The following is a 14,242-nucleotide window of genomic DNA, read 5'->3' as shown; positions in this document are numbered from 1 at the left end:
AGGGAAAAATATGTATAATAAAATAAACTATATAGTAATGCATACAATAATATTAGTTATTTTATTACTACCTGCAAAGTCTTCTTCAGCATTAATAGATAATATGGAAAAAGACACAAAAGCTTCTAATGTATATGTCAGTAGCCAATATAAGCCTAGTATTTCTCACTTTAGGAATTTCTCAATACATGAAGCTAATTCTAAAATAAAAAATTCAGTAGAATCTGAAAAAAATATCACAACCAATCTAAGCAGCATCCTAAAATCAAATACTCATAACACCATTCCCTACAATTTACAATTTCAAGATAACACCACTAGTTTCAGCGGAACTATTGGTTATTCTTCTAGAGGGTTAAGACTCGAAGCAGAAGGCTCTTATGAAAAATTTTATATCAAAAATTCTAATGAATCATTAATAATAAGTTCAAGTAAATATTACTCTGAGATATACAATACAAATCTTCAAAGCTTTGCTTTCCCAAGAGATAACAAATTATCCATTACATCTATTATAGTTAATACTTGCTATGATATTTCAATTAGTCACACATCAGCAGTTCCATATTTATGCACAGGTATTGGCGGAGATTTTATAGGGCTCTTTAATGCAACATATTTTAAATTTGCATATCAAGGAAAGGTTGGAGTGAGTTATCTAATAAACAATAATATCCTATTATTTTCTGATATATATTATCATAAAGTCATAGGTAATGAATTTAAAAACTTATACATACAACATGTAGCCAGTTCTAACATTTCTGAAGAAATTACACCTATATTAGCTAACCTTGATATTGGTTATTTTGGCAGTGAAATTGGAGTAAGGTTTATATTTAATTAAGTAAGGTTATATCTATGGTAAAAAAACTTAACTTTGTAAATGCAGTACTAGCACTTTTGTTATTTCTTTTTCCGTTTCAGTCATTTACAATATCTATAGACAACGATATAATTACTCAGAGGGTTGGGCTGTATATAAGTGGACAGTACAAACCAAGTATCCCTTATTTTAAAAATTTTTCAGTAGCAGAAAATAACAAAATTGTGGACTTAGCAGGTCTTAATACTGGTGTTACATATATTACAGAAGCTATATTACAGGATAATACAAAATTTAATATCCCTTACATTGCAAAATTTAAAAATAATTTTACAAATTTCAGTAGTGCAATTGGTTATTATTCAGGACAAGGACTAAGATTAGAATTAGAAGGTTCTTACGGAAATTTTGATGTTGTAAATTGTAAAAATTGCACAGTAAAAGATGCTAGTAGATATTTTGCTTTAGTACGTGAAAAAGAAGCTAATCAATTTTATCCGAAAACACATAGTAATGGTGATAGTAGCAAAACATCTTATTATACTTTTATGAAAAATAATGGAATATCTATTGCATCTGTTATGATGAATAGTTGTTATGATTTTTCTTTTAGTAATCTAAAAATATCACCTTATGTATGTGTGGGTATTGGTGGAGATTTCATTGAATTTTTTGAAGCAACATATATTAAGTTTGCTTGTCAAGGCAAAATTGGCATTAACTATACAATATCTCCTTCTATCAGTATTTTTACTGATGGTTACTATCATAAGGTTATAAATAATCAGTTTAAAAATTTACATGTTAAGTATCCATATATACTTAAAGACTCACCTAAAATTACTTTTGCAACAGCTAAACTCAATATTGGGTATTTTGGTGGTGAAGTTGGAATGAGGTTTATATTTTAAAGTAATTAAGCAAAGGAATTTTTTATGAATAACAAAAACTTTACTATAATAGGAACAGTATTTACATCTCTACTGTCATTTTTATCTATTGAATCTTTCTCAGCTGTAAATCATAATATAGGTGACAGTACTAGTGGTATATATGTTGCAGGACAATATAGACCAGGAGTTTCTCATTTTACTAATTTTGCAGTCAAAGAAACCAATAATGGTACCAAACAATTAGTAAGATATAAAAAAGATGCAACTTCTATTGCTCTTGGAACTAATACAAATTTCCAAGATTCATATACTGTAAAATTTCAAGATAATGTTGCAGGCTTCAGTGGAGCTATTGGATATTCTTATCCAGATGGACTAAGATTTGAAATCGAAGGTTCTTATGAGAAATTTGATGTTAAAGATCCTAAAGATTGTTCATCAAAGGATGCTTTTAGATTTTTCGCGCTAGCACGTAGTATGAGCGGGAATAATCCTGATTCTACTAAATACACAGTTATGAAAAACAATGGTATGTCTATTACATCAATTATGATTGATGGTTGTTATAATTTATCTTTCAATAATTTAGCTGTATCACCTTATATATGTGCAGGTATCGGTGAGGACTTTATTGAATTTTTTGATACTTTGCACATTAAATTTGCTTATCAAGGTAAGCTAGGTATCGATTATCACTTATCTTCTAAAATTAACATATTTGCCAATGGGTATTACCATAAAGTTATAGGGAATAAATTTAAAAATTTAAATGTTAATCATGTTGTTGCACTCAGTGAATTCCCCAAAATGACTTCTGCAGTAGCTACACTCAATGTTGCTTATTTAGGTGGTGAAGCCGGAGTAAGGTTTATATTTTAATAATATAACAAGGTAATCTTGCTATGATACATAAGGAAAAATTTATTACAGTAAGGTATGTTTTAATACTTTTGTTATTTGTTTTTTATATTTACATTTTCCTAATGCTTGTGGGTATGAGCAGCAACATTAAAGATTTTATTATACATACTATTGGGCTTTATAAGGTTAACATTTTTAATGCTAACACAAAAAAATTAATAAATGTTGAAAATGTTATTACTAGCTTTAATTATACTAAGTTATCCCTAGATAGCGAATCTCTAAAGTTTCATCAAAAATTACAAATTTTTTATAGGGTATTTCTTTGTATTAAAAGCCCTTATGATATCATACTCAAGATTTTTCATGGTACTCTGAGAAACATTGAAACATCATGCTACACACACATTGCTACTATCAAAAGCTCTCACTTCCTTGATGCTTTATATATGATTCTTATTTATCAATATAAGTTAGGAATTGATAGTAGCCATCTTATAAATCAACATAACAAAAATACTCTAGTAATAACATCTATACCTAGTATTAGAGGTTTTAGTGGTAGAGCTCGAGTAAGAAATATATTAAACAATAAGGAAAGTTCTTATGAGTAGTAAAAAAATGTTTTCTATAGTAAGGTTAGCACTAGTATGTCTAATGTCATGCTTACCTATACAATCTTTTTCAGAATCAAATAATATTTCTGAGAATATTAAACGTACTGGATTATATATTAGTGGACAATATAAACCTACTGTTTCTCATTTTAGTAATTTTTCAGTTAAAGAAACTTATACCGACACTAAAGAGTTACTTGGATTACAAAAAAATGCTAGTTCCATTACAGGAGACATAAAAACAAATACAAAATTTGATACTCCTTATAATGCCAAATTCAAAGATAATGCTATTAGCTTTAATGGAGCTGTTGGGTATATTGCTCAAGAAGGACCAAGAATTGAAATAGAAGGATCTTATGAAAAATTTGACATTAAAGATTCTGGCAATTATACAATAAATGAAGCAGCCAAGTACATTGCTTTAGCAAGGGCAATAGCCAGTGGTCAAAATTATCCTGACACAGGCAAGTACGTTGTTATAAGAAATAACGGTTTATCTGTCGCCTCTATTATAATTAATGGTTGTTATGACTTCTCTTTAAATAACTTAAAGATATCACCTTACATATGTGCAGGGTTTGGTGGGGATATTATAGAATTTTTTAGTGCTGTACGTTTTAAATTTGCTTATCAAGGAAAATTAGGCATTAGTTATCCGTTATCTTCTAATATTATTTTATTCGCTGATGGATACTATCATAAGGTAATAGGCAATCAATTTAAAAATTTAAATGTTCAGCATGTTGTAAATCTTACTGAAGCACCTAAGGCCACTTCTGCAGTCGCTACTCTCAATATTGAGTATTTTGGCAGTGAATTTGGGTTAAAGTTTATATTTTAAGGAGTTTTATGAATAAAAAACAATTTATTACAATAGGAACAACTTTAGCTTACCTATTGCTGTTGCCTAACATATCTTTTTCAGAAGTTAACAATAATGTTACTAGTCAATCTTCTGGATTATATATAAGCGGGCAATATAAACCAGGAATTTCTCATTTCAACAAATTCTCAGTTAAAGAAACTTATCATGATACGGTTCAATTAATAGGGTTAAAACATCAGGCTCTCTCTATTAATCATTTTAACACTAATACAGATTTTAATGTTCCTTATAAAGTGACATTTCAAAATAACATAACTAGCTTTAGTGGAGCAATTGGTTATTCTGATTCTACAGGTCCGAGATTTGAGCTTGAAGGTTCTTACGAGAAATTTGATGTTACAGATCCTGGAGATTGTGTAGTAAAAGACACTTATAGATATTTTGCATTGGCTAGAGAAGTTACAAATAATAGTCCTGCTTCTGGAAAATTCATTGTTATGAAGAATGACGGTGTATCTATTGCTTCTGTTATGTTTAATGGCTGCTATGATATTTCTTTAAAAGATTTAGAAATATCACCTTATGTATGCGCTGGCATCGGTGGAGATTTTATAGAGTTTTTTGATGCATTGCATATCAAATTAGCATACCAAGGTAAGTTAGGTCTTAATTATTATTTAGCTACTAGAGCAAGTTTATTTGTCGATGGATATTATCACAAGGTTATAGGCAATCAATTTCATAACTTAAATATCCGACATGTAGTTGACACAGATCCTCAACCTGCATATGCAGTAGCTACACTTAACATTGGTTATTTTGGTGGCGAAATTGGAGTTAGACTCACATTTTAAAGGAATATTATGAGTAATAAAAAAAGCTTTTTTACAATAGGTGTATCATTCATAGCAAATTTATTATTGCTATCTAATGCATTTTCTACAGAAAATACAAGTAATTACACTTATTTCAAACCTAGGTTATATATCGGAGGGCAATACAGACCAGCAGTTTCTCATTTTAGTGAATTCTCAGTTAAGGAAACAAATCTTAATACTGTTCGATTAGTGGGACTTAAAAAAGACATCAGTGCTGTCAATAGCACTAATATTGCTAATAATATAAATTTTAATTTTCCTTACATTGCAGAATTTCAAGATAATGCTATTAGTTTTAGCGGAGCTATAGGATATTCATATTCTAAAGAATTAAGAATTGAAGTAGAAGCTTCTCATGAAGAATTTGACGTTAAAAATCCTGAAGGATCTGTTGTAGAGACATACAGATATTTTGCTCTAGCACGTGCTATGGAGAACACCAATCCTCAGAGTGGAAAGTTTACTGTAATGAAAAACGATGGGCTGTCAATTTCATCTGTTATGCTAAATGTTTGTTATGACTTTGAGCCAGATAGTATATTAGCAACGCCTTATATATGCGCAGGAATAGGAGGAGACTTTATAGAATTTTTCAATGACTTACACGTTAAGCTTGCTTACCAAGGTAAAATGGGTCTCAGTTATTCAATATCCCCTGAAGTTAGTTTATTTCTTGATGGATATTATCATAAAGTAATCGATAGCAAATTCAAAAATTTACATGTTCAACACGTAGCTGATTTAGATAGTGCTCCTAAATTTACATCTGCAGTTGCTACACTCAATATCGGATACTTTGGTGGTGAGCTTGGAGTAAGGTTTACATTTTAATTATAATTAAATACGGGAGTTTCATGAGTAAGAAAAATAAATTCATTGTAGCAGGTACAGCATTGATGTATTTATTGCTATCACCTAATATATCGTTTTCAGAAAATATAAATAGTAATACTAATAAATTGGAGTTGTACGTTAGCGGACAATATAAGCCCAGTGTTTCTGTTTTTAGTAATTTTTCAGTAAAAGAAACAAATGTCCCTACAAAACAGTTGATAGCTTTGAAAAAAGATGTTAATTCTGTTGAGATTAGTAAAGATGCTACCACAGGGCTTAGTAAGACAGAGAATTTCACCATTCCTTACATGCCAAAATTCCAAGATAATGTTGCCAATTTTAGCGGAGCAGTTGGATTCTTCTATTCTAAAGGCTTAAGAATTGAATTAGAAGGTTCTTATGAAGAATTTGATGTTAAAGACCCTGGAGGTTATACAACAGTAAAAGATGCTTACCGCTACTTTGCTTTAGCACGTGATACAAAAACTGGTGAAACTCAACCAAAAGATAAAGAGACTTCTACTTCACCAAATGGGATTTATTATACTGTAATGAAGAATGATGGGCTATCCATTTCATCTGCAATGATCAATGGTTGTTATGATTTTACTTTAGGTAGTTTGCCAGTATCACCTTATATGTGTATAGGTATGGGTGTAGATGCTATACAGTTTTTTGATGCATTACATATTAAGTTTGCACATCAAGGTAAAGTGGGCATTACCTATTCATTATCGTCTAATGTGAACTTATTTGCTGATGGTTATTATCATAAAGTACTAGGCAATAAATTCAAAAATTTGAATGTTCAACACGTTTATGAATTGCAAAACCCTCCTAAAGCTACATCTGCAATTGCTACACTTGACGTCGGATACTTTGGTGGTGAAGTTGGAGCAAGGTTTATATTCTAATTTAATTAAACACAGGAAATTTCATGAGCAAGAAAAACAAATTTATTGTGGTAGGCACAACATTAGTGTATTTGTTATCATTACCTAATATATCTTTTTCAGAAGCTATAAACAATAGTATTGAAAAATATTTCGGATTATATATTAGTGGACAATATAAACCTAGTGTTTCCGTTTTTAGTAATTTCTCAGTTAAAGAAATAAATGTTCCTACAAAGCAACTTATAGCTCTTAAAAAAGATATAGATTCTGTTGAGGTCGACACCAATGCCACTAAAGGTATTAGTAAACCAGATCACTTCAACATTCCTTATACTGTAGAATTCCAAGACAATGCTGTTAATTTTAATGCAGCCATTGGTTATTCCTTTTCTGAAGGCCCAAGAATTGAAATAGAAGGATCCTATGAAGAATTTGATGTTAAAAACCCTGGAGGTTATACATTAAATGGTGCCTTTCGGTATTTTGCCTTAGCACGTGAAATGAAAGATAGTGCAACTCAACCCAAAGACAAATCGACTGGTATTTATCACACTGTAATGAAGAATAATGGCCTATCTATAACGTCTGTTACAATTAATGGTTGTTATGATTTTTCTCTCAATGATTTTCCAGTATCACCTTATATATGTGGCGGTATAGGCGTAGATGCTATAGAATTTTTTGATGCATTGCACATTAAACTTACTTGTCAAAGTAAATTAGGCATCACTTATTCATTATCTCCTAATATTAACCTATTCACCGGTGGTTATTATCATCAAATAATAGGTAACCAATTCAGAAACTTAAATGTTCAGCACGTAGCTGATCTTAATGATGCACCTAAAGTTACATCAGCAGTTGCTACACTCAATGTCAGATACTTTGGTGGTGAGGTTGGAGTAAGGTTTACATTTTAATTATAATTAAATACGGGAGTTTCATGAGTAAGAAAAATAAATTCATTGTAGCAGGTACAGCATTGATGTACTTATTGCTATCACCTAATATATCGTTTTCAGAAAATATAAATAGTAATACTAATAAATTAGGGTTATATGTTAGCGGACAATATAAGCCCAGTGTTTCTGTTTTTAGTAATTTCTCAGTCAAAGAAACAAATGTCCCTACAAAACAGTTGGTAGCTTTGAAAAAAGATATTGATTCTGTTGAGGTTAGTCAAAATAATGCTGACAAAGGGCTTAGTAAGCCAGACAATTTCACTATTCCTTACATGCCAAAATTCCAAGATAATGTTGCCAATTTTAGCGGAGCAGTTGGATTCTTCTATTCTAAAGGCTTAAGAATTGAATTAGAAGGTTCTTATGAAGAATTTGATGTTAAAGACCCTGGAGATTATACAACAGTAAAAGATGCTTACCGCTACTTTGCTTTAGCACGTGAGACAGAAGGTACTACAATTCACCCAAAAAACAAAAATAGTAGTGATCCAAATGGTATTTATCATGTTGTGATGAGAAATGACGGGTTATCCATTTCATCTGCAATGATCAATGGTTGTTATGATTTTACTTTAGGTAGTTTGCCAATATCACCTTATATGTGTATAGGTATGGGTGTAGATGCTATACAGTTCTTTGATGCATTGCATATTAAGTTTGCACACCAAGGTAAAGTAGGCATTACTTATTCATTATCTCCTAATGTGAGCCTATTTGCTGATGGTTATTATCATAAAGTAGTAGACAACAAGTTTAAAAATTTAAATGTTCAACATGTTTATAAATTAAATGATGCACCTAAAGTTACATCAGCAGTTGCTACACTTAATATTGAATACTTTGGTGGTGGAATTGGAGCAAGGTTTATATTCTAATTTAATTAAATACAGGAAATTTCATGAGCAAGAAAAACAAATTTATTGTAATAAGTACAGCATTGGTATTGTTATTATCATCACCTAACATATCGTTTTCAGAAACTGTAAATAATAAAATTGAAAAACATTTCGGGATATATATTAGCGGACAATACAAACCTAGTGTATCTGTTTTCAGCAATTTCTCAGTAAAAGAAACAAATGTTGCTACGAAGCAGCTTATAGCTCTTAAAAAAGACATTGATTCTGTTGAAATTGGTACTGCTAATGGAGATAAAGGTATTAGTAAACCAGAGCATTTCAATATTCCTTATACTGTAGAATTTCAAGACAATGCTGTTAATTTTAATGCAGCTATTGGTTATTCTTTTTCTGAAGGCCCAAGAATTGAAGTAGAAGGATTTTATGAAAAATTTGATGTAAAAAATCCTGGAGGCTATACAAAAGTAAAGGATGCTTATCGCTACTTTGCTTTAGCACGTGATTTAGAAAGTAGTAGTTTTCAGCCAAAAAATAAAAGTACCTCTGCACCTCAAGGTGTTTTCCATACTGTAATGAAAAATGACGGCCTATCTATTTTAGCTACAATAGCCAACATTTGCTATGATTTTTCTCTAGATGAGTTATCGGTTTCACCTTACATATGTGTAGGAATGGGTATAAATGCCATAGAGTTTTTTGATGCTTTACATGTGAAATTTGCTTATCAGGGTAAGCTAGGTATTAGCTATCAGCTATTCCCTAAAATTAATCTATTTGTTAACGGATATTATCACCAAGTAATAGGCAATAAGTTTAAAAATTTGAATGTTCAATACGTTCAAGATTTAGCAAACGTTCCTAAAGTTACATCAGCAGTTGCCACACTTGATGTCGCATACTTTGGCAGTGAAGTTGGAATAAGATTCACACTCTAACCATTTAACTATTGAAATAATGAGAAACTAATAGTGTTTCTCATTATTCAATGGTTACTTAACAATAAAGGTAGCGTATATTAAGTATATACAGGTTTTCTAGTTTTAAATTAATAATAAAATTATATCCTATTAACAAAAAAGCTTTAAGTTATATAGTACATATTTTTAAGGATCTTCCTCCTAATATTTCAAACAATATCTATCAAGTTGTATTCTGCTTTGCTAGAATGATTTTTAAATAAATTTTAATTAATTTACCATTCCATATTTATTAATATATGTTATAATATAAAGAATTAAGATAATAGATTTACTTATTAGAACATACACCATTATTAATAGATAAATGTATAAAGTATTGATTGATGTTCTATAACAATAAATATACGATGTAATAAGACTATAAAAGTATACTTTAATGATATTTTATTAACCAATTAGTAAAATTAATTGTAAATTTTTATTAAAAATTTTCTCTAATTATTTTAAATATCAATTACTTTTACTGTAAATTTAAAAGAAATTTTGTATTCTAGACTTGCTTTTCTTTACTTCTTTTATTATTCTTAAATTTTGATTATCTTTTATAAAAGGTTTATTAACATGAATTATAAGAAAATTTTTGTAGGGAGCGCATTAATCTCATTAATGTCAATCTTACCGTACCAGTCTTTTGCAGATCCTGTAACTTCTAATGACACAGGAATCAACGATAACAAAGAAGGCTTCTATATTAGTGTAAAATATAATCCAAGTATATCACATTTTAGAAAATTTTCAGCTGAAGAAACTCCTATTAATGGAACAACTTCTGTTACTAAAAAAGTTATTGGATTAAAGAAAAATGGAAGTATAGCTACCCATAGTGATTTCACGACAACAGATCCAGCTTTTGAATTTCGTAGTAATTTAATATCAGGGTTCTCAGGAAGTATTGGTTATGCTATGGATGGACCAAGAATAGAACTTGAGGCTGCATACCAACAATTTAATGCACAAAATCCTGAGAGTAATGACAGTGATAGTAGTGACTACTATAAGTACTTTGGGCTGTCTCGTGAAGATACAGTAGCAGATCAGAAATATGTGGTACTTAAAAACGAGAATATAACTTTCATGTCGTTAATGATTAATACTTGTTATGATATTACAGCTGAAGGAGTACCTTTTATACCATATGCATGTGCAGGTATAGGAGCAGACCTTATAAGTATATTTAAAGATTTTAACTTAAAATTTGCTTATCAAGGAAAAATAGGTGTTAGTTATCCGATTACACCGGAAGTTTCTGCATTTATTGGAGGATATTATCATGGAGTTATAGGAAATCAGTTTAACAAGATACCTGTAATAACACCTGTACTATTAAGTGAAGCTCCTCAAACTACATCCGCTTCAGTAACTCTTGACACTGGATACTTTGGTGGAGAAATTGGAGTGAGATTCACCTTCTAGCTTTATTTATTTACTGTTACACATAATAAACAGTAAAAAAACTTAGCAATTCATATCATAGGGAAAATGTGAAGTTATTTCAAGTTTTCCCTTGTGTGTTTCTGCTTTTTCTGATGAAAGGTGTTTCATTTTTACTATAAATATCTTAGTATGTTGGCTTTAGTAAGAAAGTACACTTTTCCTTTCTATATCAGATAATACAACATATTAAATTTTTCTTACAATAATCACAGATATTTTATATAAAAAGTTACCTTCTAGCTTGCATTTACCTTACACTTCCACTATTGTTAGCTTATTTTCACTATTTTAGGTGTGTAATATGAATTGCAAAAAAATTTTTATAACAACAGCATTGATGTCATTAATGTCCTTTCTACCTGGAGTGTCATTCTCTGAACCAGTACAAGATAGTAGCTCTAACGGTAACTTCTATATCAGTGGAAAATATATGCCAAGTGCTTCTCACTTTGGAGTATTTTCAGCTAAAGAGGAAAAAAATTCTACTGCAGCATTATATGGGTTAAAACAAGATTGGGGTGGGGTATCATCAACAACACACAACGACAACGAATTTAACAACAAAGGCTATTCATTTAAATACGAAAATAACCCATTTTTAGGCTTCGCAGGAGCCATTGGTTATTCAATGGGTGGTCCAAGAGTAGAGTTTGAAGTGTCTTATGAAACATTTGATGTTAAAAATCAAGGTAATAATTATAAAAACGATGCTCATAAATACTGCGCTTTGGATAAAACAGGATCTGGGAATAACGCTTCAGCGAATAACTACGTATTGTTAAAAAGTGAAGGACTACTTGACATATCATTTATGCTAAATGCATGTTATGATATAATAACAGATGGAATACCTTTTTCTCCTTACGTATGTGCAGGTATTGGCACTGATTTAGTATCTATGTTTGAAACTACAAATCCTAAAATTTCTTATCAAGGAAAATTAGGCTTAAGTTATTCTATAAGCCCAGAAGCTTCTGTATTTGTTGGTGGGCATTTTCATAAAGTTATAGGAAGTGAATTTAAAGACATCCCTACTCTTAAACCTTTTGCTTCATCAACAGCAACTCCAGACATGGCAATAGTAACGTTAAGTGTATGTCATTTTGGAATAGAACTTGGAGGAAGGTTTAGCTTCTAATTTTGTTGTTGCCACATGTTAAAAATGATCTAAAATTATTTTCATTATTGCTGCAGACAAAAAAGAAAATAGTGGCAAAAGAATGTAGCAATAATAGGGGGGGGGGGGGACAAAACTTACTAATGCAAAGTCCAATTATTACAATTTTGCATAATATATTAAATTTTTCTTACAATAATCACAGATATTTTATATAAAAAGTTACCTTCTAGCTTGCATTTACCTTACACTTCCACTATTGTTAGCTTATTTTCACTATTTTAGGTGTGTAATATGAATTGCAAAAAAATTTTTATAACAACAGCATTGATGTCATTAATGTCCTTTCTACCTGGAGTGTCATTCTCTGAACCAGTACAAGATAGTAGCTCTAATGGTAACTTCTATATCAGTGGAAAATATATGCCAAGTGCTTCTCACTTTGGAGTATTTTCAGCTAAAGAGGAAAAAAATCCTACTGTAGCATTATATGGGTTAAAACAAGATTGGACAGGTGTAGGAGGAACACATACTGATGATGATTTTAATAATAAAGGTTATTCATTTAAATATGAAAATAACCCATTTTTAGGCTTCGCAGGAGCCATTGGTTATTCAATGGGTGGTCCAAGAGTAGAGTTTGAAGTGTCTTATGAAACATTTGATGTTAAAAATCAAGGTAATAATTATAAAAACGATGCCCATAAGTACTGCGCTTTAACCCAACAAGATAGCACTACCAAACCTACAGCAAATAAATATGTTCTACTAAAGAGCGAAGGACTACTTGACATATCGTTTATGCTAAATGCATGTTATGATATAATAACAGATGGAATACCTTTTTCTCCTTACGTATGTGCAGGTATTGGCACTGATTTAGTATCTATGTTTGAAACTACAAATCCTAAAATTTCTTATCAAGGAAAATTAGGCTTAAGTTATTCTATAAGTCCAGAAGCTTCTGTATTTGTTGGTGGACACTTTCATAAAGCTATAGGAAGTGAATTTAAAGACATCCCTACTCTTAAGGCTTTCGCTTCATCAACAGCAACTCCAGACATGGCAATAGTAACGTTAAGTGTATGTCATTTTGGAATAGAACTTGGAGGAAGGTTTAGCTTCTAATTTTGTTGTTGCCACATGTTAAAAATGATCTAAAATTATTTTCATTATTGCTGCAGACAAAAAAGAAAATAGTGGCAAAAGAATGTAGCAATAATAGGGGGGGGGGGACAAAACTTACTAATGCAAAGTCCAATTATTACAATTTTGCATAATATATTAAATTTTTCTTACAATAATCACAGATATTTTATATAAAAAGTTACCTTCTAGCTTGCATTTACCTTACACTTCCACTATTGTTAGCTTATTTTCACTATTTTAGGTGTGTAATATGAATTGCAAAAAAATTTTTATAACAACAGCATTGATGTCATTAATGTCCTTTCTACCTGGAGTGTCATTCTCTGAACCAGTACAAGATAGTAGCTCTAACGGTAACTTCTATATCAGTGGAAAATATATGCCAAGTGCTTCTCACTTTGGAGTATTTTCAGCTAAAGAGGAAAAAAATCCTACTGTAGCATTATATGGGTTAAAACAAGATTGGACAGGTGTAGGAGGAACACATATTGATGATGATTTTAATAATAAAGGTTATTCATTTAAATATGAAAATAACCCATTTTTAGGCTTCGCAGGAGCTATTGGTTATTCAATGGGTGGTCCAAGAGTAGAGTTTGAAGTATCTTATGAAACATTTGATGTTAAAAATCAGGGTAATAATTATAAAAATGATGCTCATAAATACTGTGCTTTAGGTCAAGAAGATAATTCTGGAAAAGCAAAACAAAATAAATACGTTCTACTAAAGAACGAAGGACTACTTGACATATCGTTTATGCTAAATGCATGTTATGATATAATAACAGATGGAATACCTTTTTCTCCTTACGTATGTGCAGGTATTGGCACTGATTTAGTATCTATGTTTGAAACTACAAATCCTAAAATTTCTTATCAAGGAAAATTAGGCTTAAGTTATTCTATAAGTCCAGAAGCTTCTGTATTTGTTGGTGGACACTTTCATAAAGCTATAGGAAGTGAATTTAAAGACATCCCTACTCTTAAGGCTTTCGCTTCATCAACAGCAACTCCAGACATGGCAATAGTAACGTTAAGTGTATGTCATTTTGGAATAGAACTTGGAGGAAGGTTTAGCTTCTAATTTTGTTGTTGCCACATGTTAA

At 30.7% G+C, this 14,242-nt stretch carries 15 protein-coding genes; all 15 read left to right on the top strand.

Annotation, left to right across the window (positions count from 1 at the left end; genetic code table 11):
* The first annotated feature begins 10 nt into the window (after positions 1-10).
* The 15 genes from PVA18_RS00275 (at position 11) to PVA18_RS00205 (ending at position 14,220) form a co-directional block, all read left to right on the top strand.
* Positions 11-847 (top strand): P44/Msp2 family outer membrane protein, encoded by an 837-nt coding sequence (locus PVA18_RS00275; RefSeq protein WP_045805204.1) that lies wholly within the window; start codon positions 11-13, stop codon positions 845-847.
* 14 nt (positions 848-861) lie between these two features.
* On the top strand, positions 862-1,737 hold the full coding sequence (locus PVA18_RS00270; protein ID WP_045805205.1) for a P44/Msp2 family outer membrane protein: 876 nt from the start codon (positions 862-864) through the stop codon (positions 1,735-1,737).
* A gap of 24 nt (positions 1,738-1,761) precedes the next feature.
* Positions 1,762-2,598, top strand: a complete 837-nt coding sequence (locus PVA18_RS00265; RefSeq protein WP_045805206.1) for a P44/Msp2 family outer membrane protein — start codon at positions 1,762-1,764, stop codon at positions 2,596-2,598.
* A 116-nt stretch (positions 2,599-2,714) separates the two neighbouring features.
* Positions 2,715-3,194, top strand: coding sequence for a hypothetical protein (locus tag PVA18_RS00260; RefSeq protein WP_156135912.1), 480 nt, complete (start codon positions 2,715-2,717; stop codon positions 3,192-3,194).
* Positions 3,187-4,041, top strand: a complete 855-nt coding sequence (locus PVA18_RS00255; protein ID WP_045805207.1) for a P44/Msp2 family outer membrane protein — start codon at positions 3,187-3,189, stop codon at positions 4,039-4,041. Before PVA18_RS00260 ends, PVA18_RS00255 begins: the two co-directional genes overlap by 8 nt.
* Positions 4,042-4,049: 8 nt before the next feature.
* Complete coding sequence (locus PVA18_RS00250) at positions 4,050-4,880, top strand: P44/Msp2 family outer membrane protein (protein ID WP_045805208.1); 831 nt, start codon at positions 4,050-4,052, stop codon at positions 4,878-4,880.
* 9 nt (positions 4,881-4,889) lie between these two features.
* A complete protein-coding gene (locus tag PVA18_RS00245; protein ID WP_045805209.1) occupies positions 4,890-5,735 on the top strand; it encodes a P44/Msp2 family outer membrane protein in 846 nt (281 codons plus the stop codon).
* A 23-nt stretch (positions 5,736-5,758) separates the two neighbouring features.
* Positions 5,759-6,652 carry a P44/Msp2 family outer membrane protein gene (locus PVA18_RS00240; RefSeq protein ID WP_045805210.1) on the top strand — a complete coding sequence of 298 codons (894 nt, stop codon included), beginning with the start codon at positions 5,759-5,761 and terminating at the stop codon, positions 6,650-6,652.
* 23 nt (positions 6,653-6,675) lie between these two features.
* Complete coding sequence (locus tag PVA18_RS00235; RefSeq protein WP_045805211.1) at positions 6,676-7,554, top strand: P44/Msp2 family outer membrane protein; 879 nt, start codon at positions 6,676-6,678, stop codon at positions 7,552-7,554.
* A 23-nt stretch (positions 7,555-7,577) separates the two neighbouring features.
* Positions 7,578-8,471 (top strand): P44/Msp2 family outer membrane protein, encoded by an 894-nt coding sequence (locus PVA18_RS00230; RefSeq protein WP_045805212.1) that lies wholly within the window; start codon positions 7,578-7,580, stop codon positions 8,469-8,471.
* Between the two features lie 23 nt (positions 8,472-8,494).
* On the top strand, positions 8,495-9,391 hold the full coding sequence (locus PVA18_RS00225; RefSeq protein WP_045805213.1) for a P44/Msp2 family outer membrane protein: 897 nt from the start codon (positions 8,495-8,497) through the stop codon (positions 9,389-9,391).
* 606 nt (positions 9,392-9,997) lie between these two features.
* Entirely contained in the window at positions 9,998-10,849 is an 852-nt protein-coding gene (locus PVA18_RS00220; RefSeq protein WP_045805214.1) for a P44/Msp2 family outer membrane protein, read from the top strand.
* Between the two features lie 322 nt (positions 10,850-11,171).
* Complete coding sequence (locus tag PVA18_RS00215; RefSeq protein WP_045805215.1) at positions 11,172-12,008, top strand: P44/Msp2 family outer membrane protein; 837 nt, start codon at positions 11,172-11,174, stop codon at positions 12,006-12,008.
* A 273-nt stretch (positions 12,009-12,281) separates the two neighbouring features.
* Positions 12,282-13,115, top strand: coding sequence for a P44/Msp2 family outer membrane protein (locus PVA18_RS00210; protein ID WP_045805216.1), 834 nt, complete (start codon positions 12,282-12,284; stop codon positions 13,113-13,115).
* Positions 13,116-13,386: 271 nt separating this feature from the next.
* The gene (locus tag PVA18_RS00205; RefSeq protein ID WP_045805217.1) at positions 13,387-14,220 is read left to right on the top strand and encodes a P44/Msp2 family outer membrane protein; all 834 of its coding nucleotides are present in this window, start codon (positions 13,387-13,389) and stop codon (positions 14,218-14,220) included.
* Positions 14,221-14,242 lie beyond the last annotated feature (22 nt).

The sequence above is a fragment of the Ehrlichia muris subsp. eauclairensis genome, assembly GCF_051097115.1.
Classification (GTDB): Bacteria; Pseudomonadota; Alphaproteobacteria; order Rickettsiales; family Anaplasmataceae; genus Ehrlichia; species Ehrlichia muris.
Note: the sequence above shows the minus strand (reverse complement) of the source record. Positions and strands in the feature narration are given on the sequence as shown.

Coding starts and splice junctions, on each gene's coding strand:
- PVA18_RS00235 (WP_045805211.1), top strand. CDS start 6,676: ATGAGCAAGAAAAACAAATTTATTGTGGTAGGCACAACATTAGTGTAT.
- PVA18_RS00225 (WP_045805213.1), top strand. CDS start 8,495: ATGAGCAAGAAAAACAAATTTATTGTAATAAGTACAGCATTGGTATTG.
- PVA18_RS00240 (WP_045805210.1), top strand. CDS start 5,759: ATGAGTAAGAAAAATAAATTCATTGTAGCAGGTACAGCATTGATGTAT.
- PVA18_RS00210 (WP_045805216.1), top strand. CDS start 12,282: ATGAATTGCAAAAAAATTTTTATAACAACAGCATTGATGTCATTAATG.
- PVA18_RS00275 (WP_045805204.1), top strand. CDS start 11: ATGTATAATAAAATAAACTATATAGTAATGCATACAATAATATTAGTT.
- PVA18_RS00245 (WP_045805209.1), top strand. CDS start 4,890: ATGAGTAATAAAAAAAGCTTTTTTACAATAGGTGTATCATTCATAGCA.
- PVA18_RS00270 (WP_045805205.1), top strand. CDS start 862: ATGGTAAAAAAACTTAACTTTGTAAATGCAGTACTAGCACTTTTGTTA.
- PVA18_RS00230 (WP_045805212.1), top strand. CDS start 7,578: ATGAGTAAGAAAAATAAATTCATTGTAGCAGGTACAGCATTGATGTAC.
- PVA18_RS00205 (WP_045805217.1), top strand. CDS start 13,387: ATGAATTGCAAAAAAATTTTTATAACAACAGCATTGATGTCATTAATG.
- PVA18_RS00215 (WP_045805215.1), top strand. CDS start 11,172: ATGAATTGCAAAAAAATTTTTATAACAACAGCATTGATGTCATTAATG.
- PVA18_RS00220 (WP_045805214.1), top strand. CDS start 9,998: ATGAATTATAAGAAAATTTTTGTAGGGAGCGCATTAATCTCATTAATG.
- PVA18_RS00250 (WP_045805208.1), top strand. CDS start 4,050: ATGAATAAAAAACAATTTATTACAATAGGAACAACTTTAGCTTACCTA.
- PVA18_RS00265 (WP_045805206.1), top strand. CDS start 1,762: ATGAATAACAAAAACTTTACTATAATAGGAACAGTATTTACATCTCTA.
- PVA18_RS00255 (WP_045805207.1), top strand. CDS start 3,187: ATGAGTAGTAAAAAAATGTTTTCTATAGTAAGGTTAGCACTAGTATGT.
- PVA18_RS00260 (WP_156135912.1), top strand. CDS start 2,715: ATGAGCAGCAACATTAAAGATTTTATTATACATACTATTGGGCTTTAT.